Origin of the sequence: Microbispora catharanthi (assembly GCF_006334915.2) — a bacterium.
In the GTDB taxonomy this organism is placed as follows: Bacteria; Actinomycetota; Actinomycetes; order Streptosporangiales; family Streptosporangiaceae; genus Microbispora; species Microbispora catharanthi.
The window spans coordinates 440,524-463,869 of the sequence record NZ_VDMA02000002.1 but is presented as its reverse complement, the minus strand read 5'-3'; the positions used below and the strand labels follow the sequence as shown (position 1 = coordinate 463,869).

Below are 23,346 nucleotides of genomic sequence, written 5' to 3'. Positions count from 1 at the left end.
GCGCCGTGTGCCAAGATCGCGTCATGATGCGATTACATCGTCTGCTGGTGCCGTTGATCTGCGCGCTCACCCTCGCGGCGGGCGCGCCCGCCGTCGCGGCGGAGCACTCGGCGACCAGCGCGGGGGCGGCGGACGTCCCCGCGACGCAACTCGACGCGATCCGCAGGCTCGATTTCATGGTCGGGCGATGGGCCGGTTCGGGATGGGTCGACACCGCCTCCGGCCGGCAGGAGTTCCTCCAGACCGAAAAGGTGGCCTACAAGGCGGGCGGCCAGGTGCTCACGGTGGAGGGCCAGGGGCGGGACAAGGCCGATCCGCGCAGGATCGTGGACACCGCGCTCGCGGTCGTCGGCTACAGCGACCAGACCGGGCAGTACCGGTGGGAGGCGTTCTCCCAGGGGCACGTCACCGAGGCCGTGCCCGTGGTCGGCGACCACTTCTTCCAGTGGAGCCTTCACACCGGGGGGCCCACCATCCGGTACACCCTGAGCTTCACCGGCAGAACGTGGCACGAGGTCGGTGAGTACACCCTCGACGGCGGCGTCACCTGGCGGCAGAACTTCCAGATGGACCTGAGACGAGTGGCCTGACGACCCCTGTGTTTCCTCCCTCCCCTCTCGTGCGGGGAGGGAGGCGGATGACAAATGTCACCGCGAAGGCCGGAGACGCGGCACTGATGATCGGACCCGCCCGATCCCTACCGTGAGGGCATGAACGCCATCGCCTTCACCGACGTCACCAAGAGGTACGGGGACGTGCTCGCGGTCGACGGCCTCGACCTGGAGGTCCCGGCCGGCGCCACGGTCGCCCTCCTCGGGCCGAACGGGGCCGGCAAGTCCACCTCGATCAACATGCTGCTGGGCCTGCTGCGGCCCAGCTCCGGCGAGATCCGGGTCTTCGGCGAGCCGCCGGAGACGGCGGTCGCCAACGGGGAGATCGGCGCGATGCTCCAGGAGGGCGCGCTGATCCCCGAGCTGACCGTCGCCGAGACCGTGGACTTCGTCCGGCGGCTCTACCCGCGTCCGCTGCCGCTGGAGGAGATCCTCCGGCTCGCCGACCTCACCGAGCTCGCCCGGCGGCGGGCCGACCGGCTGTCCGGGGGCCAGACCCAGCGGGTCCGGTTCGCGCTGGCGATCGCCGGCGGGCCGAGGCTGCTGCTGCTCGACGAGCCGACCGCGGCCATGGACGTCGAGTCCCGCCGTACGTTCTGGGACAACATGCGGGCGTATGCCGCGCGGGGCCGGACGATCCTGTTCGCCACCCACTATCTGGAGGAGGCCGACGAGAACGCCGACCGGGTCGTCGTGATCGCCCGCGGCCGGGTCGTCGCCGACGGCACCGCCGCCGAGATCAAGGCCGGGGTCGCCGGTCAGGCGGTGAGCTTCCTGCTGGGCGAGCAGCCGGTCGCCGGGCTCGACGCCCTGCCGGGGACGACCGGCGTGGAACTCCAGGGCGGCCGGGTCACCCTGCGCACCATCGACCTCGACGCCACCGTCGCCGCGTTGTACCGCAAGACCACCCTCGACATCCGCGACCTCCAGCTCCACGGGGCCGATCTGGAGGACGCCTTCCTCGCCCTCACCAAGGAGGCCTGACGATGCGGCACTACATCAAGGTCGAACTGCTGCGGATGCTGCGCAACAAGCGCTACGTCATCTTCGTGGTCGCCTTCCCCGTCGGCTTCTACCTCCTCTACTCCAACCTCTGGGGGTCGGACTCCGACCAGGCGACCGGGCTGCGCGGCAGCGTCCTGCTGATGGTCTCGATGGCCGCGTACGGCGCGCTGGCCGCCGCGATGATGTCGACGGCCGTGCCCTGGTCGCAGGAGCGGCACAGCGGCTGGCTGCGGCAGCTCCAGATCACCCCGCTGCCGGGCCGGGCGATCATCCTGACGAAGCTGATCTCCTCGCTGCTGCTGGTGCTGCCGTCGCTGCTGCTGGTCGGCCTGGCCGCGGTGCTGACCCAGCACGTGTCGCTGTCGCCGGTGCGGTGGGTGGAACTGATCCTCGTGATGTGGGCCGGCACGATCCCCTTCGCGGCGCTGGGCCTGGCGATCGGATCCCTGCTGCCGCCCGACACCGCGCAGCCCGTCGCGATGATCGGCATGTTCGGGCTGGCCCTGCTCGGCGGGCTCTGGTTCCCCGAGAGCATCATGCCCGCGGCCATGAAGAGCATCGCCCACGTGACCCCCTCGTACGACTACGCGCGTATCGGATGGCGGATCGCGGCGGGTGAGACCCCGCACGCGGCCGACGCGGCCGGCATCCTCGCCTGGGGAGTGGCCCTGGTGGCACTGGCGCTCGTCGCCTACCGTCGTGCGACAGTGCGCGCCTGATCGGCACAGTGCGACAGTGCGCGCCTGATCGGACACACTGCAACGGCGCGCACCTGATCGACACCGTGCGACGGTGCGCGCCTGATATCCACCACGTTCGGAGGGACAGCGGGATGAGCCGGCTGGCCAGAGTGTTCACCTTCGGCGGGATGGACGACCGTCCCTCCCGCCTGAGGCGCCTGATGGGCATGTCGCTGGGCCTGATCTACCTCTTCTACCCGGTGTCCGAGGTGGTCGACGGCACGGTGCGCGGCGCGCGGGCGGCCTGGTCGATGGCCGCGCTCGTGGTCTTCATAGCCGTCTACCTGACGATCGTGCTGGGCCCGCGCGAACTCGACGATCACCCCCGGTGGATGTTCCCCCTGCTCGGCGTCGCGACGGTGATGGGGGCCGTCTTCCCATTGATCTTCCGGAGCCCTTCCTGGCTGACCCTCCCGGTCTACCTGATGGTCGTCTACGCGATGGGCCTGCCGCCCCGCCGCGCCCTGCTGGGTCTCGCGGCCATGGCCGCGCTCGTCGTCGCCGAGGGCAAGGTCATGGGCGCCGACGACGGCACGGTGTGGGCGCTCGTGCTGCAGATCGTCACACTCGGCGTGCTGTTCATGAGTGTCCGCAACACCCGCGTCCTCGTCGTCCAGCTCAAGCAGGCGCAGAGCGAGGTCGCCAGGCTGGCCGCGACCGAGGAGCGGCTGCGGATCGCCCGCGACCTGCACGACCTGCTGGGGCACAGCCTCTCGCTCATCGTGCTCAAGAGCGAGCTGGCCCGCCGCCTGGGCGAGCAGGGCTCGCCGAAGGCCGCCGGGGAGGTGGCCGACATCGAGTCGGTGGCGCGGCAGGCGCTGGCCCAGGTGCGCGAGGCCGTCGGCGGATACCGCCGGCGCCGCCTGTCGGAGGAGATCGACGGCGCCAGGTCGGCGCTGGGCGCCGCCGACGTCGCCCTCACCGTGCGCACCCGCGGCACTCCGCTGCCCGAGGATCTCGACGGCCTGTTCGCCTGGGCCGTACGCGAGGCCACCACCAACGTCGTACGGCACTCCGGGGCCACCCGCTGCGAGATCGACGTGTCGTACGGGGAGGGGGGCGCGGTGCTGGAGATCGCCGACAACGGCGGCGGCGGGGCGCACGAGCCGGGCAACGGCCTCACCGGGCTCGGCGAGCGGGTGCGCGCGGCGGGCGGAGACCTGGAGGTCGAGGCCGGCAAGCGGGGATTCAGGGTGCGGGTCGCGGTTCCGCCGCCCCTGGGCCAAAAGGCGGAGATGATCGCGGATAGGTTGGGCGAGTGATCAGGGTCGTGCTGGCGGAGGACCAGAGCATGGTGCGGGGAGCGCTCGCCTCCCTGCTCGGCCTGGAGCCCGACATCGAGGTGGTCGGAGAGGCGGCGAACGGGGACGAGGTGATCGCCGTCGCCGAGGCGACCACACCGGACATCGCGCTGCTCGACATCGAGATGCCCGGCAGGGACGGGATCTCCGCCGCCGAGGAGCTGCGCCGCCGGGTTCCCGGGTGCCGGGTGGTAATCCTCACGACCTTCGCCAGGCCCGGATATCTGCGCCGCGCGATGGAGGCCGGGGCGGTGGCCTTCCTGGTGAAGGACAGCCCCGCGAGCGAACTGGCCGCCGCGATCAGGCGGGTGCTGCGGGGCGAGCGCGTGATCGACCCGGGTCTGGCCGCCGCCGCGCTCAGCGCCGGGCCGAACCCCCTGTCGCCGCGCGAGCGCGACGTGCTGTCCGCCGCGGCGGACGGCTCGACGATCAACGACATCTCGCTGCGGCTGCACCTGTCGGAGGGCACGGTGCGCAACTACCTCTCGGCGGCCATCCACAAGACCGGCGCGCGCAACCGGATCGAGGCCGTCCAGAAGGCCCAGGCGCAGGGCTGGCTCTGACCGGCGAGGCAGGACGGGGCGTGATCACCAGGCGTACGCCTCGGGCGCCGGCCTGGCTCCGTTGGGGCCGGGGGGCGGGAAGAGCGCGTCCAGCGTGGCGAGCGTGCCGTCGTCGAGCGTGATCCTCAGTGCGCGCAGCGAGCCGTCGAGCTGCTCGACCGTCCGCGGCCCGACGATCGGTCCGGTCACGCCGTCCTGGGCGAGCAGCCATGCCAGTCCGACGTGGGCCGGGTCCTCGCCGAGGTCGGCGCACAACTTCTCGTACGCCTCGACGGAGTCCCGGTGCTCGGCCAGCGCGGCGGCCCAGAGCCCCGAGCCGCTGCGGGCGGCGACCCCCTCACGCTGCTTGCGCAGGACGCCGCTGAGCACGCCGCCGTGCAGCGGCGACCATGGGATCACCCCCAGCCCGTAGTGCCGCGCGGCGGGCAGCACCTCCAGCTCGGCCCAGCGCGACATCAGGTTGTAGATGGACTGTTCGCTGACGAGCCCGAGGAAGTGCCGGGACCGCGCCGCCTCCTGCGCCTGGGCGATGTGCCAGCCGGCGAAGTTGGACGAGCCGAAGTAGAGCACTTTTCCCTGCCGGCGAAGGACGCTGAACGCCTCCCAGATCTCCTCCCACGGCGTGCTCCGGTCGATGTGGTGCATCTGGTAAAGGTCGATGTGGTCGGTCCCCAGTCGCCTGAGCGACGCCTCGCACGCGCGCCGGATGTGCAGGGCGGACAGGAACTGCTCGTTGGGCCAGTTCCCCATCGGCTGATAGACCTTCGTGGCCAGCACGGTCCTGTCACGCCGGCCGCCGCCCTTGGCGAACCAACGGCCGATGATCTGCTCGGTGACGCCTTCGCCCTGCTGCGCGCCGTACGCGTCGGCGGTGTCGAAGAAGTTGAGACCGTGCTCGTGCGCACGGTCCATGATCGCGTGACTGTCCTCTTCGGACGTACGCGACCCGAAGTTCATGGTGCCGAGGACGAGCCGGGACACCGAAAGGCCGCTGCGGCCGAGGCGGGTGTACTCCACGTGGTTCTCCCTCTCAGGGGCGTCACTGGTCGCATCAAGCGGGACGCAGTGAAGCTACAACTTGCGACATATGTGTCGCAAGTCTGAGGTGAACGGCGACGCCGCCGTAGTATTGCCCCTGAAGAAGGCCGGACGCGCCCTCGTCCGTGGTCCCGTGGTGGCCTCAGCGGGCCGGCTGCGCCTGGAGGTCGGCGGCGTGCCGCAGCAGGTCGCCGACCCGCACCACGCCCATGCACCTGCCGACCTCGTCGACCACCACGAGGTCGTCGTACACGCGGGCGTTGTCCCGCCCCGCCACCTGCATGGCCGCGATCACCGGGGTCGTCTTCGCCACGATCTTCGCTGTGTCCGCCAGGCGGCCGGCCGACTTCTTCGCGTGCAGCGCGTGGCCGTACGCCCCGGCCATGAAGAGCAGGAACCGGCTGCGGTCGATGCTGCCCTGCGGCCGCTGGTATTCGTCCACCAGGATCACGCTCGTGATCGAGGGCTCGGCGCTCAGCACGGCGACCACCTCCTCGGCCGTCGACCCGGCCGGCAGCGTCACCGCGGGAAGCAGGAGCTCCTGCACCCGGGGGCCCAGCGACGCGGTGACCGCGGCCGCCTCGGGCACCGGCAGCGGCACGTGGACGCGGTTGTACCCGTGGGAGGGCCGCCAGTCCGACGGCGCGAGCAGGGGGCCCTGCGCGAGCCGGATGCCCCAGCCGCGTACGGCCGCCAGCTCCGTCTCGTCCCGCACGCCCGGGGCGAGCACGTGCGCGCCGACGCCGCGCGCGAGCCGGACCAGCGACTCCGCGAGCGCGCTGCGCCGGGGATCGCGCGGCCCCCGCGCCACCAGGTCGGGGGACAGCGCGATCACGTACGGCGAGGCGTCGGCGAGCAGGTCGAGCGGCAGCGCGGCGGTGCCGACCCCGCCGAACGCGATGAGGTAGCCCACCGCGCGCAGACCGTCGATCCCGGACAGCAGGGCCGTGCGCTCCACGGGCGCGGGATCGCCCTCGATCACGAGGATGACCTCGCGGGGACGCCGGTTGCACATGCGCATCGCCTCATGCAGCGCCGCGAGGCCGGCCGTACCCCCGGCCACGGCGGCGGCGGAGATCGGCAGGACCAGCGGCAGCAGGGCCTCCTCGCGGGCGGCGGCCAGCAGGCCGTTCACCGTGCCCGCCACGCCCGGGCCGCCGGAGGAGGCGCCCTCGGCGATCACCTCGATGGCCACGGCGCCGCCGGTGTCGAGGTCGACCACCGGGAGGAAGAACGGGGCGGCCGGGCCGGGGAAGCCGGGCGCGGGACCCGCGGGCGCGTACGCGCGCTGGTCGTACGGCTGGGCGGCGGCCGCCGGGGTGTACCTCCGCACCATGGTGGCCGGGCCGTGTTCCCACACGGTGTCCGCCGGGGCGTGTTCCCGCGCGCTGTCCGGGGGGAACGGGGTCGCCGGGGCCGGGCCGGACGCCGGGGCGATTTGCGAGGTCGCGGCGAGCGGCGCCGCCGAGGGGGAGGGGAGCGACACGATTGAATTGTGGGACGCCGGGCCCCCGGACTTGCCGTCCACAGAAGGAAATTCACCTATATTTCCCCGTCAGTTGGACGGAATCCGACAGACGGTGCACGAGTAGGCTGATCAGCCATGACGGCAGGGCCCGCCGCGGGAGGCGGCAGATGGATCTCGGTCGCCCCCGAGCGGCTCGCCGGATGGATCGCGCGCTTCGCCGAGCGGCACGGCGCGATCGAGGCCGTCGTCCTGCCCGACCTGGTCCGTCTCGACGCCGCCGACGGCGCGGTCGCCGAGTGCCACGTGCCGTTCCCGCCGCTGCGCCCCTCCCGCGACGGTGAAGGTGACGGCGGGCACGAGGGCGAGTTCCGCCTTCCCCCGCCTGCGGCGGCGCTGGTGGCCCACGTGTGCCGTGAGCGGACAGTCGGCGTGCTGCTGGCCCGGCTCGGGGGGCACGCCGCCGGCGTCTTCGCCGGGGCCCGCCTCGTGACGGGCAAGGTCGGCTCGCGTCAGGTCCACGGGCGCAGCGCGGCCGGCGGGTGGTCGCAGCAGCGCTTCGCCCGGCGCAGGGACAAGCAGTCGGCCGAGGCACTGGGGGCCGCCGCCGACGTGGCCGTCCGGGTGCTCCTGCCGAGGCTCGCGGACCTGGAGGCCGTCGTGCTCGGCGGGGACCGGCGCTCGATCGACGAGATCAGGCGCGACCGGCGCCTCGCGCCGCTGTTCGCCCTGGAGACCGGCCCCTTCCTCACCGTCCCCGACCCCCGGCTGGCGGTCCTGGAGGGCGCCCCCGCGCTGTTCCGCGCCGTACGGATCCGCGTGATCGACCCCTGACCGGCCGCGTGGCGGGGCGAGGGCGGGGTTTCATCGCAGGCGGTGGTGGACACGGCGGCACTACACTTGAGCCCATGCGCACTCCCGATTGATCGCTCCCGGTGCCGATCCTGACCCCATCACCTACGGGAGTGTCCCCTTAACCATGATCATCGCTACCGACATCGAACTTCGCGCCGGCTCGCGCCTGCTCATCGAGGGCGCCTCGTTCCGGGTGAACCCGGGCGACAAGATCGGTCTGGTCGGCCGCAACGGGGCCGGCAAGACCACCCTCACCAAGGTCCTGGCGGGAGAGGGCCTGCCCGCCGCGGGCACGGTCACGATCTCCGGCAGCGTCGGCTACCTGCCGCAGGACCCCCGCACCGGCGACCTGAGCGTGCTGGCGCGCGACCGGATCCTGTCGGCCCGCGGCCTCGACGACGTGCTCCGCGAACTGCGCGAGGCCGAGGCCGGGATGGCGGCCGACGACCAGCGCGTACGCGACCGGGCGGTGCGCGCCTACGGCCGCCTGGAGGACCGCCTGCACGTCCTCGGCGGCTACGCGGCGGAGTCGGAGGCGGCCTCGATCGCCTCCAGCCTGGGGCTGCCCGACCGCGTCCTCGGCCAGCCGCTGGCGACCCTCTCCGGCGGCCAGCGACGCCGGGTGGAACTGGCCCGCATCCTGTTCTCCGGAGCGGAGACTCTCCTGCTTGACGAGCCGACAAACCACCTCGATGCGGACTCGATCGGCTGGCTTCGTGATTTTTTGCGCTCGCACCAGGGCGGCTTGGTGATCATCAGCCATGACGTGAACCTTCTTGATGCGACGGTAAACCGGGTGCTCCACCTCGACGCGAACCGCTGCGTGATCGACACCTACAACGTCGGCTGGAAGGCGTACCTCGCCCAGCGGGAGACCGACGAGAAGCGGCGCAAGCGTGAGCGGGTCAACGCCGAGCGGCAGGCGTCCGCCCTGCTGTCCCAGGCCGACCGCATGCGGGCGAAGGCCACCAAGGCCAAGGCGGCCCAGGACATGGAGCGGCGCGCCCGGCGGCTGCTCTCCGGCGTCGAGGGCGAGCGGCGCTCCGACCGCGTCGCCAAGCTGCGCTTCCCCGACCCCGCGCCCTGCGGGAAGACCCCCCTGACGGCCCGCGGCCTGTCCAAGTCGTACGGCTCGCTGGAGGTGTTCACCGACGTCGACGCCGCGGTGGACCGGGGCTCGCGGATCGTCATCCTGGGCCTGAACGGCGCGGGCAAGACCACCCTGCTGCGTCTGTTCGCGGGCATCGAGACGCCCGACACCGGCGAGGTTCTGCCCGGCCACGGGCTCAAGCTCGGCTACTACGCGCAGGAGCACGAGACGCTCGACCCCGGGCGCACGGTCCTGGAGAACATGCGCTCGGCCGGGCCCGACCTGGCCGACGTCGACCTGCGCAAGGTGCTGGGGTCGTTCCTGTTCACCGGAGACGACGTGGACAAGCCCGCCGGGGTCCTGTCCGGCGGGGAGAAGACCCGTCTCGCCCTCGCGACGCTGGTGCTGTCGAGCGCCAACGTGCTGCTGCTCGACGAGCCCACCAACAACCTCGATCCGGCCTCCCGCGATCAGGTGTTGACGGCCCTCGGCTCCTACACGGGCGCGATTGTGCTGGTCACGCACGACGAGGGGGCGGTGGAGGCGCTGCAGCCCGATAGGGTGATTCTGTTGCCAGACGGAGTAGAAGACGCATGGAGCGACGAATTTTCCGATCTTGTGGCGCTTGCCTGATCTTAATTTGAGCGGGTAGGGATCTTTTCCCGCGGAGTAGGTAGCCGATCCCGTCGAAATGACTGATCATGGGCTGAAGTAACGCTGCGGAAGTCTGGCACTACAGGAGGTACTCGTGGCCGAGACTCTGAAGAAGGGCACCCGGGTGACCGGGGCCGACCGGGAAAAGCTGGCCGCTGATCTCAAGAAGCGCTATTCCGCGGGTGAGAGCATCCGCGCTCTGGCTGCTTCCACCGGCCGCTCGTACGGGTTCATCCACCGCATCCTGAGCGAGTCCGGGGTGACTCTGCGCGGACGCGGCGGCGCGACCCGGGGCAAGTCCAAGCGCTAGAGATCCACCTCAAGACGCGCGACCGCAGCCGCTCGTTCCTGCAGGAGGAGCGGTCGCGTCCGACTCGCCAGAACGATATTCGGTAAGCTCGGACGCGACCGCGAGATGAACAGGAGGGCGGACGCCCGGCACGGACGGTGCGCCGCACCGGACCGGCCGTGCGAGGCGACGCCGCTCCGCACCGGAGCAGGAGCAGGGCATGGCGGAAGCGGCAATGGGGGGGAATCTGGAGCACGCCCGTGAGACGGGCGACGGCTCCGATGTGTCGACGATCTCGGCGGCCGCGCCGGCCGAGGTCGGACTGCGCTTTGAGGTGGACGGCGAGATCGCGACCGTCACTTTGGACCGGCCGGACAAGCGCAACGCTCAGACGTTCGCGACATGGTCGGCCCTGGCCCGGATCGGGGAGACCCTTCCGGAGCAGGTGAGAGTGGTCGTGGTCAAAGGCGAGGGGCCGTCCTTCTCAGCCGGGATCGACCTGCGCATGTTCAGGCCCGAGGGGGTGCCCGGACAGGGATCGTTCGCGAGCGCCGCGGCGCTCGGCGACACCGAGTTCGAGCAGCGGATCGCTGAGGCCCAGAAGGGGTTCCTGTGGCTGCGCAAGCCGGAGATCGTGTCGATCGCGGCCGTGCAGGGCCACGCGATCGGGGCGGGCTTCCAGCTCGCACTCGCGTGTGACCTGCGTGTCGTCGCCGACGACGTGAAGTTCTGCATGAAGGAGCCCGCGCTGGGGCTGGTTCCCGACCTGACCGGGACCAAGCCCCTGGCCGACATCGTGGGGGTTCCCCGGGCCATCGAGATGTGCCTGACCGCGCGTACCGTCGGGGCCGCCGAGGCCGTACGGCTCGGCCTGGCCGAGATCGCGGTGCCCGCGTCCGAGCTGGCCCAGGCCGTACAGGACCTGGCCGCCGCGCTGCTTTCGACCGACCGCGCCGCCGCGGCCGCCACGAAGCGGCTGCTCCAGGCCGCGCCGGGACGCACGCTGGAGGAGCAGGCCGCCGCCGAGCGGGCCGAGCAGGTGGCGCGCATCCGGGCACTGTTCGGGGCGAACTGAGGGGCACTGTTCGGGTCGCACGGATAAGTGCTGTTCGCTTCGAGCTGACGGGGGAATCGGGGGAGTCCTCCCACCGCTGCACGGCTGGGAGGATGTACGACATATGTCGATGATGAACGGGGGCTACGGCCTTCAGGTGATGCGGTCCTTACGGCGTGACAGCTCCGTGACGAAGGAGCGGCTCACGCCGGGGACAGTCCGGCGTATCGCCGGCTACGCCCGGCCGTTCCGCGCCCAGATCGCCGGTTTCCTCGCGCTGGTCGTGGTCGACGCGGTCATCGTGGTCGCCAACCCGCTGCTGATGAAGGCGATCATCGATTACGGCATCACCCCCGGGCGGGTCGACGTCGTGGTGTGGCTCGCCGCGGCGATCGGAGCGCTCGCGGTGCTGGACGCCGGGCTCGGCCTGGTGCAGCGGTGGTTCTCCGCCCGCATCGGCGAGGGCCTGATCTACAACCTGCGCACCGAGGTCTTCGACCACGTGCAGCGCATGCCGGTAGCGTTCTTCATGCGCGCCCAGACCGGCGCGCTCGTCTCCCGGCTGAACACCGACGTCATCGGGGCGCAGCGGGCCCTCACCAGCACGCTGTCGTCGGTGGTGTCCAACGTCATCAGCCTGGTCATGGTGCTCGGCACCATGCTCGTGCTGTCGTGGCAGGTCACGCTGGTCGCGCTGGTCCTGTTGCCGATCTTCATCTTCCCGGCCAAGTGGGTCGGCCGCCGGATGTCCGCGCTGACCCGCGAGCAGATGCAGCTCGACGCCGAGATGAGCTCGGTGATGACCGAGCGGTTCAACGTGGCCGGGGCCATGGTCGCCAAGCTGTACGGCAGGCCGGACGACGAGGCGGCCCACTTCGCGGAGCGCGCGGGCCGGGTCCGCGACGTGGGTGTGATCGTCGCCATGTACGGCACGGTGTTCCGCATCGCGCTCGGCCTGGTCGCCGCGCTGGCGACCGCGCTCGTCTACGGTCTCGGCGGCGTGCTCGCGATCTCCGGGGCCTTCGCGCTCGGCACCCTGGTCGCCCAGTCGTCCCTGCTCATGCGCCTGTACGGCCCGCTGACCAGCCTGTCGAACGTCCACGTGGACGTGATGACCGCGCTGGTGAGCTTCGACCGGGTCTTCGAGGTGCTCGACCTCAAGCCGATGGTGGCCGAGAAGCCGGACGCGGGGCCGATCCCCGAAGGGCCGGTGACCATCGAGTTCGACGACGTCCGCTTCCGCTACCCGGCCGCCTCCGAGGTGTCGCTGGCGTCGCTCGAGTCGGTGGCCCGCCCGGACACCGGGCCCTCGCAGGAGGTGCTCAAGGGCGTGTCGTTCACCGCGCACCCGGGCGAGCTGGTGGCGCTCGTCGGCCACTCGGGCGCGGGCAAGACGACCATCACCCAACTGGTGTCCCGGCTGTACGACGTGGACGAGGGGACCGTCCGGATCAACGGCGTGGACGTCCGCGACGTCACCCTGGACGGCATCAGGGACACGGTGGGAGTGGTCATGCAGGACGCCCACCTGTTCCACGACACGATCGGCAACAACCTCCGCTACGCCCGTCCTGAGGCGACCGACGAGGAGATCTGGGATGCCCTGCGCGCGGCCCAGATCGCCGACCTGGTCAAGAACCTGCCGGAGGAGCTGGAGACGGTCGTCGGCGACCGCGGCTACCGGCTGTCGGGAGGGGAGAAGCAGCGCATCGCCCTGGCCCGGCTCCTGCTGAAGGCGCCGCGGGTGGTGGTGCTGGACGAGGCGACCGCCCATCTGGACTCGGAGTCCGAGGCCGCGGTGCAGCAGGCGCTGAAGACCGCCCTGCGGGGGAGGACGTCGCTGGTGATCGCCCACCGGCTGTCGACCATCCGCGAGGCCGACACGATCCTGGTGGTCGAGGACGGCCGGGTCGCCGAACGCGGCCGGCACGAGGAGCTGCTGGAGCGGGGCGGCGCCTACGCCGAGCTGTACCGCACGCAGTTCACCGGCTCGGGCCCGGGCGGTTCCTGAGGCGCCCGAGACGCCTGATCAGGTCTTGAGACGCCTGATCAGGCCTGAGACGGCCTGAGCACGCCTGAGACGCCGTTCAGCGGTAGCCGAGGCGGGCGAGCTCCTCCCTGGCCACCTTCTCCACCAGTTCGGCGTCCTCGGCCGACAGCCGCCTGCGCCAGCTTCCCGGCCGGGGGATCGTCGTGCCGTACAGCGCGATCGTGGAGATCTTGGCCTCCAGGAAGGACGACACCGCGTCGATCGCCTCTCCCGGCGAGGCCACGATGTCCTCGTACCGCAGGGTGAGCAGGTGCTCGCCGGGCAGTTCGCGGCGCAGGGCGGCGCTCAGCCGTACGGCGCCGCGCCAGCGCAGGGCGCACTTGCCCGCGGGCGGCATCCCGGCCCAGCGCTCGCGGTGCTCGGCCGAGCGCACGCCGAGGAACGGGTTGGGAAACTCCGCGTCCTCGCTCAGCATGTGGGGCTTGACCCAGGTCATGCAGGCGGGGTCGGCGAGCATGTCGGCGACGACGTCGCGGCCGTCGCGGATGATCTGGATGAGCCGGGCGTCGGGGAACGCCCGCAGCAGCACCGGCGCGCTGTAGAGCAGGTCGGGGCTGGCGTCGCCGAACCGGGACAGCGTGCCCGGCCCGACGCACGGCCCCGCGCCGACGATGCCGCCCGCCTCCCGGCAGGCGGTCGTGCACTCCGCGCACGCCGCCGGGACCACCTGCCATGCCTCCGCCAGCACGTCGCGCAGCACCTGCGGGGCGCCGCCGCTGCGGGCGATCGACGGTCTCCTGGCGAAGGCGTAGACGACCCGGGCCACCGGGCCCCTGCCCATGGTCACGTGGAAACCGGGCGAGCGCTTGAGGGCGCGGCCCAGCAGGTCCGCGCCGGAGTGCGGCGCCGCGACAACGAACACCGGACGACGGACCTTGACACCGTTGACCACGAGGATGTGCGTCGGAGGTCGCATAGATACCGCTAAGTCTGACACCCTTTGAAGGGTGAGCGAGCGCTTCCGCGGCGGGGCGTGCGGTGACGCCTCTGTAACGGTCCCGAGCCTGCCCCGGCGGCTGCGGCCCGGCGACACCGTCGCGCTGGTCGCGCCGGCCGGCCCCGTCGATCCCGTGCGGCTCGAGCGCGGCACCGAGGTCCTGGCCGGGCTCGGGCTGCGGGTCGTGCACGGGGCGTCGATCCTCGCGCGGGAGGGCTACCTGGCCGGGCCGGACGCCGCACGGGCGGCCGACCTCCAGGCCGCGTGGTGCGATCCCGAAGTGGCGGCGGTCATCTGCGCCAGGGGCGGCTACGGCACCACCCGGCTGCTCGGGCTGCTCGACTGGGACGCCATGGCGGCGGCCGGTCCCAAGATCCTGCTCGGGTCGAGCGACATCACCGCGCTGCACCGGGCCTTCGCCGACCGGCTGGGCCTGGCGACGCTGTTCGGGCCGATGCCGGCGTGCGCGACGATCAGCGACCCGGAGGGGCCCGAGCAGGTCACCTTCGCCCACCTGCGCGAGGCCCTGTTCGAGGGCGGCGCGCCCGCGCCGGTCACGGGCGACCGGGTGATCGTGCCGGGCCGGGCCGAGGGCCGGCTCACCGGGGGCAACCTCGCACTGCTGGCCGCCCTGTGCGGCACGCCGTACGCGCTGCGCGCGCGGGGCCGTATCGTGCTGCTTGAGGACGTCACCGAGGAGCCCTACCGGATCGACCGCATGGTGACGCAACTGCTGCAGGCCGGGTGTCTCGACGGCGCGGCGGGCATCGTGCTGGGATCGTGGGTGGACTGCGGCGACCCGCTGCCCGTGCTGACGGAACTCCTGGCCCCGCTGGGCGTCCCGACCGTCGCGGGCCTGCCCGTCGGCCACGGCGCACCACAGATGTCGATGTGGTTGGAGACGAATGTGGCTATTGTGACCGAATCGTGCTCTGTCGCGGGCACCTTCCGCGACTCTGACGCGGCAACCTGAGACGCGCCCGGATGCGCCCGGGCCGTGGCGAAGGGATGGTGCGTTGGGACTCTTGCGGCGACTGCTCAGCCGGACGCGGCCGGATCATCCCGCCCCGAGAGCCGTCGAGGATGTCGATCTCGACTCCCTGCTGGCCCTGGTCGCCGAGACCATGGGCTACACCTGCGCGTTCGCAGGCGACGGCACGTCGCTGGCGCTGACCTCGCCCGAGCGTGAGCGGGTGGTGAACCTCGTCGGCCTGCGCCGGGAGGCCGGTCGCCGCGCCCGCGAGGACTGGCCGATGCTGGTGTCCGAGCATCTGGCCCACGCGGTGTCGGGCGAGCCGTTCGACGCCTGCAACCTCACGCCCATCAAGCCGCTGCTGCGCACGCGGGTCCACGCCGCCGACGACCCGGCCTTCCCCGACCCCTCCCGGATCATCGGCCGCCACCTCAGCGCCGACCTGATCGAGGTGCTGACCGTCGGCGCCCGTCCGGTGCGCCCGGAGGAGGCGTTCTGCTGGCCCATCCCGCCGGCCGAGGCGCTCGACGTGGCGATCGGCAACGCCCTGACCGACGAGCGGCCCACCGTGTCGCGGCTCGACCTCGCCGGGACCGAGGTCTCGCTGCTGACCGCGCCCAGCGCGGCGGCCCACCTGCGCCGCCTGACGGCGTACATGGACGTGCCCGAGGACGGCATGCTCGCCGTGCTGCCGCACCGGGGCATGGTCGCGGTGCACCCGGTGGCCGGCATCGGCGTGGTCCGCGCGATCGAGCGCCTGCGCATCTTCGCCCACCGGGAGCACGCCGGCCGGGCCGACGGGCTCAGCCCCCACGTGTACTGGTGGCGCCGGGGCAAGCTGACCCGCATCCAGGCCGACCTCATCAGCCACGACGGGCAGACCCGGCTGGTCGTCGCGCCGCCGCCGGAGTTCGCGCGGCTCCTCGCCCGCATCGCCGGCCAGTCGTAACCCCCGCCCCGGGCCCGGGCGGGGGCGACGGGCAACGGGAGGGGCGGCGCCGAGGAAGGCCGCGGTCAGGCCGTCCCCCGGCTCATGCCCTGCGGGAAGTCCGGCCGGGCCGCGGGCCAGGCGAAGGCGGCGGCGGCCGCGTGCGCCTGACAGGCCGTCTCCTCGTCGGCCGTCCAGCCGAACGTCTCCCGCAGCGCGCCGAACTCCCGGCGCAGCGTCGTCCCCGAGGTGGTCCGCGTGTCGGTGCTGATGGTGACGTTCAGGCCCGCCGCCAGGAGCGCGTGGGCCGGGTGATCGGCCAGCCGGGGGACCGCGGCCGTCTGGACGTTGCTGGTGGGGCACATCTCCAGGGCGATCCGCTCGCGTCCGAGCCGGTCGAGCAGGGCCCGGTCGGAGGCGGACCGCACGCCGTGGCCGATGCGGCGCGCGCCGAGGACGTCGATCGCCTCCCAGACGCTCTCCGGCCCCGCGGCCTCACCCGCGTGCACGGTGCAGGGCAGTCCCGCCGCCTGCGCGACGGCGAAGGCGGGCAGGTGCGGCGCGCCGGGAAACAGGCGCTCGTCGCCCGCCAGGTCGAGCCCCGCCACCACGTCGCGGTGCCGCACCGCGGTCTCCGCGACGGCGACGCTCTCGTCCGGCGTCTGATGCCGCAGGCAGCACAGCACCAGCCCGGTGCGTACGCCCGTGGCCGCCGCGCCGGAGGCGAGACCGCCGGCGACCGCTTCGACCGCCTCGTCCAGGGTCAGGCCCCGCCGGCCGTGCAGTTGCGGGGCGAAACGCGCCTCCCCGTACACCACGCCGTCCGCGTGCCAGTCCTCGACGAGTTCGCGCGCCGCGCGTCGCAGCGCGTCCGGCGTCTGCAGGAGGCGCAACGGGAGGTCGATGAAGGTGAGGAACCGGGTCAGGCTGCCGCACCGGGCGGGCGCGGTCACGAGCGTGTGCGCGGGCCGCGTCAGCGTGATCCCCTGAGCCCTGGCGAGATCCGCGACCGTGGCGGGGCGGACCGAACCGTCGAGATGGCAGTGCAGTTCGAAGCGCCCTCCCGGCCGCGGGGTGGACGATGTGAGCGTCATGCGGCCCGACCCGTTCCGGCGCACGTGGCGAACAGCAGGTCCTTGAAGCCGGCCTCGTCGACGCGGCGCACCATGGTCAGATTGGGTTCACGGGCCGCACGGCGGCGATCGACGATCATCTGCCCCCGGGTCTCGTCGCCGAGGGCGATCGTCACATGCGCCCGCTCCTCTTCGAGGACCAGATCGGGCCGCAGCGCCACGGCCATGGCGATCGGGTCGGGCAGGTCGTACCCGGCCAGGCCGGTGACCTCGCGCGCCCATTCGGCGACCGTCCGGTTGATCCGATGGGCGAAGGCGGCGACGGGAGTGCCGAGCCGTTCGAGACGCCGCTGGTCCTCCGGCGTCATGACGGCGTACTTGCGGGAGACGTCCCAGCCGACCCAGGTGACCGTGTCCGGGTGCGCCGCCCGCAGCACGACGCCGGCCGCCTCGGGATCCGCCCACACGTTGAACTCCGCGGTGGCGGTGATGTTGCCGTGGGCGTCCGCCGCGCCCGCCATGCAGTACACGTGCCGGAAGCGGCCGAGCAGGCCGGGCTCCCGCAGGAGGGCGGCGGCCAGGTTGGTCAGCGGGCCCAGGGTGACCAGGGTCAGCTCGCCGGGGAACCGCCGGGCGTAGGAGAGCAGGACGTCGGCCGCGTGCCCCGGTTGGGGACCGCGCCGCGGGCCGGGCAGGCCGATGTCGCCCATGCCGTCCTGCCCGTGCACGTGCTGCGCGGTGGACAAGGGCCTCAACAGCGGGCGGTCGCACCCTTCGTGTACGGGGACGTCGGCCGCTCCCGCGATCTCCAGGGAGATCAGCGCGTTGCGGGTGGCCGTCGGCAGCGGGACGTTGCCGGCCACGGTGGTGACGGCCCGCACGTCGCCCAGGCCGCTGGCGGCGGCCAGCAGCAGGGCCACGGCGTCGTCGGATCCGGTGTCGGTGTCGACCAGGAGAGGTGTCGGGGGCATATGGGGGCTTTCCTCGTACGGGGGCGGGACGGCGGATGCGGGCGAGGGTGGGTCTGGCCGTCGGCGGACGGCTCACGTGGCAGTTCTAATCGTTTAGATGAGAGGATGCAAGCCGTACGAGGAAAGGAGCCTCTCATGGCCGTCACGCTCGCGGACGTGGCCCGCCGGTCCGGCACGTCCACGGCGGTGGTCAGCTACGTGATGAACAACGGCCCGCGCCCGGTGGCCCCCGCGACCAGGGAGCGGGTTCTCGCCGCGGCCGCCGAGCTGGGCTACCGCCCCAACCGGATCGCGCGGGCGCTGCGAGCCGGCACCACCGGGGTCGTCGGCCTGGTCCTGGCCGACGCGTCCAACCCCTACTTCGCCGCCCTCGCGCGGAGCGTCGAGCGTGCGCTGGAGAGGCGGGACACGCTGATGATGACGGGCAACGCGGGCTACCTCCCGGGCAGGCAGCAGCACATGGTCGAGCGTTTCCTCGCGGCGCAGGTCGACGGCCTGATCGTCGTCTCCGCCGACGGCGGCGCCGACGTCGCGGCCCAGGCGGTGGCGGCCGGCGTGCCCTCCGCCTATGTCCACCACCGGCCGGTTCCCGGCCAGGCCCCGCTCGTGTCCGCCGACAACGACGTTGCGGTCCGCGCGGCCGTCGAGCACCTGCGGGGCCACGGGCACCGGCGCATCGCCTTCCTGTCCGGTCCGCACGACGCCGGCCCGGTCGCCGAGCGGCGGGACGCCTGGCAGCGCGCCGCCTCCTCTTCCGGCCCCGAACCCCTGCTGCTGCGCTGCGACTACTCGCGGGAGGCGGCGGCGCGGCTGACGGCGGAGCTGATCGCCGGGGGGACGATGCCGCGCGCCCTCATCGCGGCGACCGACGAACAGGCCATCGGAGTCCTCGCGGCCGCGTCGGCCGCCGGTCTGCCCATCCCCGGCCGCCTCGCCCTGATGAGCTGCGACGGGACTCCGGACAGCGCCTACACGGCCCCCGCGCTCAGCGTCATGGAGCAGCCGCTGGACGCCATGGCCGAGCAGGCGGTCGCACTGCTCCTCGACCGCGCGCCCGCGTCCGCGTCGCTTCCCGCGGCCCACCTGGTCGCGCGGCGCAGTTGCGGCTGCGACGCATGACCGCCGCGCCGAAAGGGCGCGCGGCGGCGACGCCCATCCGATGCCCGCCCGGCTGTAACGGTCGCCCGGATTCCGCGAGTGCGCCAGGAGCCCCGGCTACCGCCGCTCGGCGTGGCGGGCCAGCGCCTGGGCCGTGCGGATGAGGTGGATGTGGGTGAACGCCTGGGGGAAGTTGCCGAGTTGGCGGCCTGTCCTGGGGTCGTATTCCTCGGCGAGGAGGCCGACGTCGTTCGACAGGGCGACGAGGCGTTCGAACAGTTCGACGGCCTCGTCGTGCCGCCCGGTCAGGGCGCGGGCCTCGGCGAGCCAGAAGCTGCAGGCGAGGAAGGCGCCTTCGCCGCCGGGGAGGCCGTCGACGGGGTTGTCCTCCGCGAGCGGATAGCGCAGGACGAAGCCGTCGGTCATGAGTTCGCGTTCGATGGCCTCGATGGTGCCGGTGACGCGGGGGTCGTCGGGGGGCAGGAAGCCGACGATGGGGATCTGCAGGAGGGCGGCGTCCAGTTCGCGGGAGCCGTAGGACTGGGTGAAGGTGTTGCGTCCCGGGTCGTAGCCCTTGTCGCAGACCTCGGCGTGGATGCGGTCGCGCAGGGCACGCCAGCGCTCCACGTCGCCGCGCCGGCCCAGCTCCTCGATGACGCGGACCATGCGGTCGGCCGCGACCCAGGCCATGACCTTGGAGTGGACGAAGTGACGGCGGGGGCCGCGCACCTCCCACAGTCCCTCGTCGGGCTGGTCCCAGTTGTGCTCGAAGAACTCCATGACCTTCGTGACCAGGGCCCAGGCGTGGTCGTCCGGCGCCATGCCCTGCTTGCGCGCCTGGTAGAGGGCGTCGACGAACTCCCCGTAGATGTCGAGCTGGAGCTGGGTCGCCGCGCCGTTGCCGATCCGCACGGGCGCCGAGTTCTCGTAGCCCGACAACCAGTCGAGGGTCATCTCCGGCAGGCGGCGTTCGCCGGCCACGCCGTACAGGACCTGGACGTCCTCGGGGCGGCCGGCGATGGCGCGCAGCAGCCAGGAACGCCAGGCGGCGGCCTCCTCGACATATCCGGCGCCGGTCAGCGCGTCGAGCGTCATCGCGGCGTCGCGCAGCCAGCAGTAGCGGTAGTCCCAGTTGCGCACCCCGCCCAGGTGCTCGGGCAGCGACGTGGTCGGCGCGGCCACGATGCCGCCGGTGGGGCTGTAGGTCAGCGCCTTGAGCGTGATCAGCGAGCGGACCACGGCCTCGCGCCAGGGACCCCGGTGACCGCATCGCGAGACCCACTCCTCCCACAGGAGCCGGGTCTCGGCCAGCTGCTCCAGCGGGTCGATCCGCTCCGGCTCCGGCTGGTGGGAGGGGTGCCAGGTGAACACGAACGGCAGCCGCTGCCCGGCGGCGACCGTGAACGTCGCCTCGTGCCGGTAGTCGCCGCCCCGCAGCGGGACGGCGGAGTGGATCCAGACCGAGTCGGGGCCGCCGATGGCGTGCAGGTGCCCGTTCCTTCGGCGCACCCAGGGGACGATGCGGCCGTAGTCGAAGCGGATCCGGATCTCCGTCGTCATCTCCACGGTGCCGGACAGGCCCTCGACGATCCGTACGAGATCGGGGTTGGCGTGCCGGGGCGGCATGAAGTCGATGACCTTGACCGCGCCCGTGGGCGTCTCCCAGACGGTCTCGAGGATGAGCGTGTCCTCGACGTACGCCCGGCGCGTGGCCTGCTCGTGTCCCGTGGGGGCCAGGCGCCAGAAGCCGTTGGACTCGTCGCCGAGCAGCCGGGTGAAGCAGGAGGGGGAGTCGAACCGCGGCAGGCACAGCCAGTCGATCGAGCCGTTCCGGCCGACGAGGGCGGCCGACTGCATGTCGCCCACCAGGGCGTAGTCCTCGATCCGCATGCCCGTCACGCTACCGGGCGCAGGCCGTCCTCTCACCCGCGAGCGTGGCTGTCAGATGTTCACCTTCGCCGTGCCTGCGCCGCGTACCTCCCGGCTCAGCGCCTGGGCGGTGTGGATGAGGTGGATGTGGCTGAAGGCCTGGGGGAAGTTGCCGAGTTGGCGGCCTGTTCTGGGGTCGTATTCCTCGGCGAGGAGGCCGACGTCGTTGGACAGGGCGACGAGGCGTTCGAACAGTTCGACGGCGTCGTCGTGGCGGCCGGTCATCGCTCTGGCTTCGGCGAGCCAGAAGCTGCAGGCGAGGAAGGCGCCTTCGCCGCCGGGGAGGCCGTCGACGGGGTTGTCTTCCGCCACGGGGTAGCGCAGGACGAAGCCGTCGGTCATGAGTTCGCGTTCGATGGCCTCGATGGTGCCGGTGACGCGGGGGTCGTCGGGCGGGAGGAAGCCGACGATGGGGATCTGCAGGAGGGCGGCGTCCAGCTCGCGGGAGCCGTAGGACTGGGTGAAGGTGTTGCGTCCGGGGTCGTAGCCCTTGTCGCAGACCTCGGCGTGGATGCGGTCGCGCAGGGCGCACCACCGGCCGAACGGCCCGGTGCGGCCCAGCTCCGCGGCCCCCCGGGTCATGCGGTCCATGGCGAGCCACGACATGATCTTGGAGTGGACGAAGTGGCGGCGGGGGCCGCGCACCTCCCACAGTCCCTCGTCGGGCCGGTCCCAGTTGTGTTCGAGGAACTCGGCCCCTTTCATCAACAGCGACCAGGTGTAGTCGTCGGGCGGCATGCCCTTCTTGCGTGCCTTGTAGAGGGCGTTGACCACCTGACCGTAGACGTCGAGCTGGAACTGGCCGGCGGCGCCGTTGCCGATGCGGACGGGGCGTGAGCCCTCGTACCCGGACAGCCAGTCGAGGGTCATCTCCGGCAGGCGGCGTTCGCCGGCCACGCCGTACATGATCTGGTGGTCCTGGGGGCGGCCCGCGATGGCGCGCAGCAGCCACACGCGCCAGGCGTCCGCCTCCTCGACGTACCCCGCCCGCAGGAGCGCGTCGAGCGTCATCGCGGCGTCGCGCAGCCAGCAGTAGCGGTAGTCCCAGTTGCGCACCCCGCCCAGGTGCTCGGGCAGCGACGTGGTCGGCGCCGCGACGATGCCGCCGGTCGGGCTGTAGGTGAGCGCCTTGAGCGTGATCAGCGAGCGGACGACCGCGTCCCGCCAGGGGCCCCGGTAGCCGCAACGGGCGGCCCAGTCCCGCCACGCCTGTACGGTCAGGCCGAGCTCGGCGAGGGGGGCGATGGCCTGGGGCTGCGGCTGGTGGGAGGGGTGCCAGGTGAAGACGAACGGCAGCCGCTGCCCGGCGGCGACCGTGAACGTCGCCTCGTGCCGGTAGTCGCCGCCTCGCAGCGGGACGGGCGAGTGGATCCAGACCGAGTCGGGGCCGCCGACGGCGTGCAGATGGCCGCCCGCTCGGCGTGCCCACGGCACGATCCGGCCGTAGTCGAAGCGGATGCGGATCTCCGTCGTCATCTCGACGACCCCGGACAGGCCCTCCACCACCCGGACCAGGTCCGGGTTGCCTGAGCGAACCGGCATGAAGTCGACCACCCTGGCCGTCCCGGTGGAGGTCTCCCAGTCGGTCGCGAGCACCAGCGAGTCCTCGACGTACGCTCGCCGGGCGGCCCTGTCACGTCCCGCGGCGGCCAGCCGCCAGAAGCCGTTGGACTCGTCGCCGAGCAGCCGGGCGAAGCAGGAGGGGGAGTCGAACCGCGGCAGGCACAGCCAGTCGATCGAGCCGTCCCGGCCGACGAGGGCGGCCGACTGCGTGTCCCCGATCAGGGCGTAGTCCTCGATCCGCATGCTGCTCACCTACCCGCGCCGGACGGCGTGTCCCGCCTAGCGCAGGACCACGTTCCCGTCCCGCGGAGGCGGCCATGCCGGTCAGGCGTTCGAGGACCCGCGCCGGGACGTAGGGGCCGGGCCGCCCGGTCAGGCGCTGCTCCATCTTCTCGCCGAGGGTCGTCGCCGCGGCCCCGGCCACCCCGGCGACCAGGCCTTCCCAGAGCGCTCGCCTCATCAAGCCGGCTTCGTGCCCGATGGCCGCGCGGTGTCCCCCGTGGGGGCCCACAGCTTCATGAAGACCTGCGTCACCGGGCCGATCGTCAGGGCGAACACCACCGTTCCGATCCCGACCGTCCCGCCGAGCAGCCAGCCCACGGCGAGCACGGTGATCTCGACGACCGTGCGGGCGAGCCGGATGGACAGCCCGAGCCGGTTGAGGCCCGTCATCAGGCCGTCGCGCGGCCCCGGACCGAAGCCCGCGTGGATGTAGAGCCCCGAGGCGGCGGCGATGGCGACGATGCCGCCCAGGAGGAAGGCCCACTGGACCGGCCAGGCCGCGGGCGCGGGGACCAGCGCCATCACCCCGTCGGCGCTGGTGCCGACCACCAGGACGTTGCTGATCGTGCCGAGGCCGGGCCGTTGCCGCAGGGGGATCCACAGCAGCAGCACCAGCGCGCCCACCAGGTTGATGCACAGGCCGATCGACCACCCCGTGCGCACCGACATCCCCTGGTGGAAGACCTCCCACGGGTCGAGGCCCAGCCCGGACCTGACGAGCAGGGCGATCCCGGCGCCGTACAGCGCCAGGCCGGTGTAGAGGCGGATGAGCCGCAGCGGGAGCGAACGGGGGCGGGGGAGGGAGAGTTCGGTCATAGTCGGCCCATCGTGCAGGCAGGCGGGGTTGCGGGAAAAGGGCCAATCAGAGAAATTGGCC

At 72.5% G+C, this 23,346-nt stretch carries 21 protein-coding genes; 13 read left to right on the top strand and 8 right to left on the bottom strand.

All coding sequences use genetic code 11. From position 1 onward, the window contains the following. The first annotated feature begins 23 nt into the window (after nt 1-23). The 5 genes from FH610_RS05305 (at nt 24) to FH610_RS05285 (ending at nt 4,220) form a co-directional block, all read left to right on the top strand. The gene (locus FH610_RS05305; protein WP_139573111.1) at nt 24-590 is read left to right on the top strand and encodes a hypothetical protein; all 567 of its coding nucleotides are present in this window, start codon (nt 24-26) and stop codon (nt 588-590) included. A 120-nt stretch (nt 591-710) separates the two neighbouring features. Continuing rightward, on the top strand, nt 711-1,595 hold the full coding sequence (locus tag FH610_RS05300; protein ID WP_139573110.1) for an ABC transporter ATP-binding protein: 885 nt from the start codon (nt 711-713) through the stop codon (nt 1,593-1,595). Between the two features lie 2 nt (nt 1,596-1,597). Beyond that, complete coding sequence (locus tag FH610_RS05295) at nt 1,598-2,335, top strand: ABC transporter permease (protein ID WP_139573109.1); 738 nt, start codon at nt 1,598-1,600, stop codon at nt 2,333-2,335. A 113-nt stretch (nt 2,336-2,448) separates the two neighbouring features. Further along, entirely contained in the window at nt 2,449-3,618 is a 1,170-nt protein-coding gene (locus tag FH610_RS05290; RefSeq protein ID WP_139573108.1) for a sensor histidine kinase, read from the top strand. After that, complete coding sequence (locus FH610_RS05285; RefSeq protein WP_139573107.1) at nt 3,615-4,220, top strand: response regulator transcription factor; 606 nt, start codon at nt 3,615-3,617, stop codon at nt 4,218-4,220. Before FH610_RS05290 ends, FH610_RS05285 begins: the two co-directional genes overlap by 4 nt. Before the next feature lie 24 nt (nt 4,221-4,244). On the opposite strand, the gene FH610_RS05280 is transcribed toward FH610_RS05285, so the two are convergent. Together FH610_RS05280 and FH610_RS05275 are read right to left on the bottom strand one after the other, a co-directional pair. After that, nucleotides 4,245-5,237 carry an aldo/keto reductase gene (locus FH610_RS05280; RefSeq protein WP_139573106.1) on the bottom strand — a complete coding sequence of 331 codons (993 nt, stop codon included), beginning with the start codon at nt 5,235-5,237 and terminating at the stop codon, nt 4,245-4,247. A gap of 163 nt (nt 5,238-5,400) precedes the next feature. After that, nucleotides 5,401-6,744, bottom strand: coding sequence for an EAL domain-containing protein (locus tag FH610_RS05275; RefSeq protein ID WP_240808775.1), 1,344 nt, complete (start codon nt 6,742-6,744; stop codon nt 5,401-5,403). 117 nt (nt 6,745-6,861) lie between these two features. Between FH610_RS05275 and FH610_RS05270 the strand changes: the two genes are divergently transcribed. From FH610_RS05270 to FH610_RS05250, 5 genes are all read left to right on the top strand, one after another. Continuing rightward, complete coding sequence (locus FH610_RS05270) at nt 6,862-7,557, top strand: acVLRF1 family peptidyl-tRNA hydrolase (RefSeq protein WP_139573105.1); 696 nt, start codon at nt 6,862-6,864, stop codon at nt 7,555-7,557. A gap of 145 nt (nt 7,558-7,702) precedes the next feature. Next, nucleotides 7,703-9,301 carry an ABC-F family ATP-binding cassette domain-containing protein gene (locus FH610_RS05265; RefSeq protein ID WP_139573104.1) on the top strand — a complete coding sequence of 533 codons (1,599 nt, stop codon included), beginning with the start codon at nt 7,703-7,705 and terminating at the stop codon, nt 9,299-9,301. Between the two features lie 115 nt (nt 9,302-9,416). Further along, the gene (locus FH610_RS05260) at nt 9,417-9,632 is read left to right on the top strand and encodes a helix-turn-helix domain-containing protein (protein ID WP_030507271.1); all 216 of its coding nucleotides are present in this window, start codon (nt 9,417-9,419) and stop codon (nt 9,630-9,632) included. A gap of 199 nt (nt 9,633-9,831) precedes the next feature. Next, entirely contained in the window at nt 9,832-10,686 is an 855-nt protein-coding gene (locus tag FH610_RS05255; protein ID WP_139573103.1) for an enoyl-CoA hydratase/isomerase family protein, read from the top strand. Nucleotides 10,687-10,789: 103 nt separating this feature from the next. After that, on the top strand, nt 10,790-12,676 hold the full coding sequence (locus FH610_RS05250; protein ID WP_139573102.1) for an ABC transporter ATP-binding protein: 1,887 nt from the start codon (nt 10,790-10,792) through the stop codon (nt 12,674-12,676). 76 nt (nt 12,677-12,752) lie between these two features. Here FH610_RS05250 and FH610_RS05245 read toward each other — a convergent pair whose 3' ends face one another. Then, nucleotides 12,753-13,631: a sulfotransferase family protein gene (locus tag FH610_RS05245; protein ID WP_139573101.1), complete on the bottom strand. Its 879-nt coding sequence runs from the start codon at nt 13,629-13,631 to the stop codon at nt 12,753-12,755. 31 nt (nt 13,632-13,662) lie between these two features. Between FH610_RS05245 and FH610_RS05240 the strand changes: the two genes are divergently transcribed. Beyond that, nucleotides 13,663-14,625, top strand: coding sequence for a S66 peptidase family protein (locus tag FH610_RS05240; protein WP_139573100.1), 963 nt, complete (start codon nt 13,663-13,665; stop codon nt 14,623-14,625). 43 nt (nt 14,626-14,668) lie between these two features. Then, entirely contained in the window at nt 14,669-15,574 is a 906-nt protein-coding gene (locus FH610_RS05235) for a hypothetical protein (RefSeq protein WP_240808774.1), read from the top strand. 65 nt (nt 15,575-15,639) lie between these two features. Here FH610_RS05235 and add read toward each other — a convergent pair whose 3' ends face one another. Both add and FH610_RS05225 read right to left on the bottom strand, forming a co-directional pair. After that, entirely contained in the window at nt 15,640-16,647 is a 1,008-nt protein-coding gene (gene add / locus FH610_RS05230) for an adenosine deaminase (RefSeq protein WP_139573099.1), read from the bottom strand. Further along, nucleotides 16,644-17,597, bottom strand: coding sequence for a nucleoside hydrolase (locus FH610_RS05225; RefSeq protein ID WP_139573098.1), 954 nt, complete (start codon nt 17,595-17,597; stop codon nt 16,644-16,646). Before FH610_RS05225 ends, add begins: the two co-directional genes overlap by 4 nt. Nucleotides 17,598-17,732: 135 nt before the next feature. On the opposite strand from FH610_RS05225, the gene FH610_RS05220 reads away from it, so the two are divergent. Further along, nucleotides 17,733-18,716 carry a LacI family DNA-binding transcriptional regulator gene (locus FH610_RS05220; RefSeq protein ID WP_139573097.1) on the top strand — a complete coding sequence of 328 codons (984 nt, stop codon included), beginning with the start codon at nt 17,733-17,735 and terminating at the stop codon, nt 18,714-18,716. A gap of 96 nt (nt 18,717-18,812) precedes the next feature. On the opposite strand, the gene FH610_RS05215 is transcribed toward FH610_RS05220, so the two are convergent. The 3 genes from FH610_RS05215 to yczE all read right to left on the bottom strand — a co-directional run bounded on the left by FH610_RS05215 (nt 18,813) and on the right by yczE (nt 23,285). After that, entirely contained in the window at nt 18,813-20,585 is a 1,773-nt protein-coding gene (locus FH610_RS05215) for a glycoside hydrolase family 15 protein (RefSeq protein ID WP_139573096.1), read from the bottom strand. Nucleotides 20,586-20,636: 51 nt separating this feature from the next. After that, the gene (locus FH610_RS05210) at nt 20,637-22,430 is read right to left on the bottom strand and encodes a glycoside hydrolase family 15 protein (protein WP_139573095.1); all 1,794 of its coding nucleotides are present in this window, start codon (nt 22,428-22,430) and stop codon (nt 20,637-20,639) included. 216 nt (nt 22,431-22,646) lie between these two features. Further along, nucleotides 22,647-23,285 (bottom strand): membrane protein YczE, encoded by a 639-nt coding sequence (gene yczE / locus FH610_RS05205; RefSeq protein WP_139573094.1) that lies wholly within the window; start codon nt 23,283-23,285, stop codon nt 22,647-22,649. Nucleotides 23,286-23,346 lie beyond the last annotated feature (61 nt).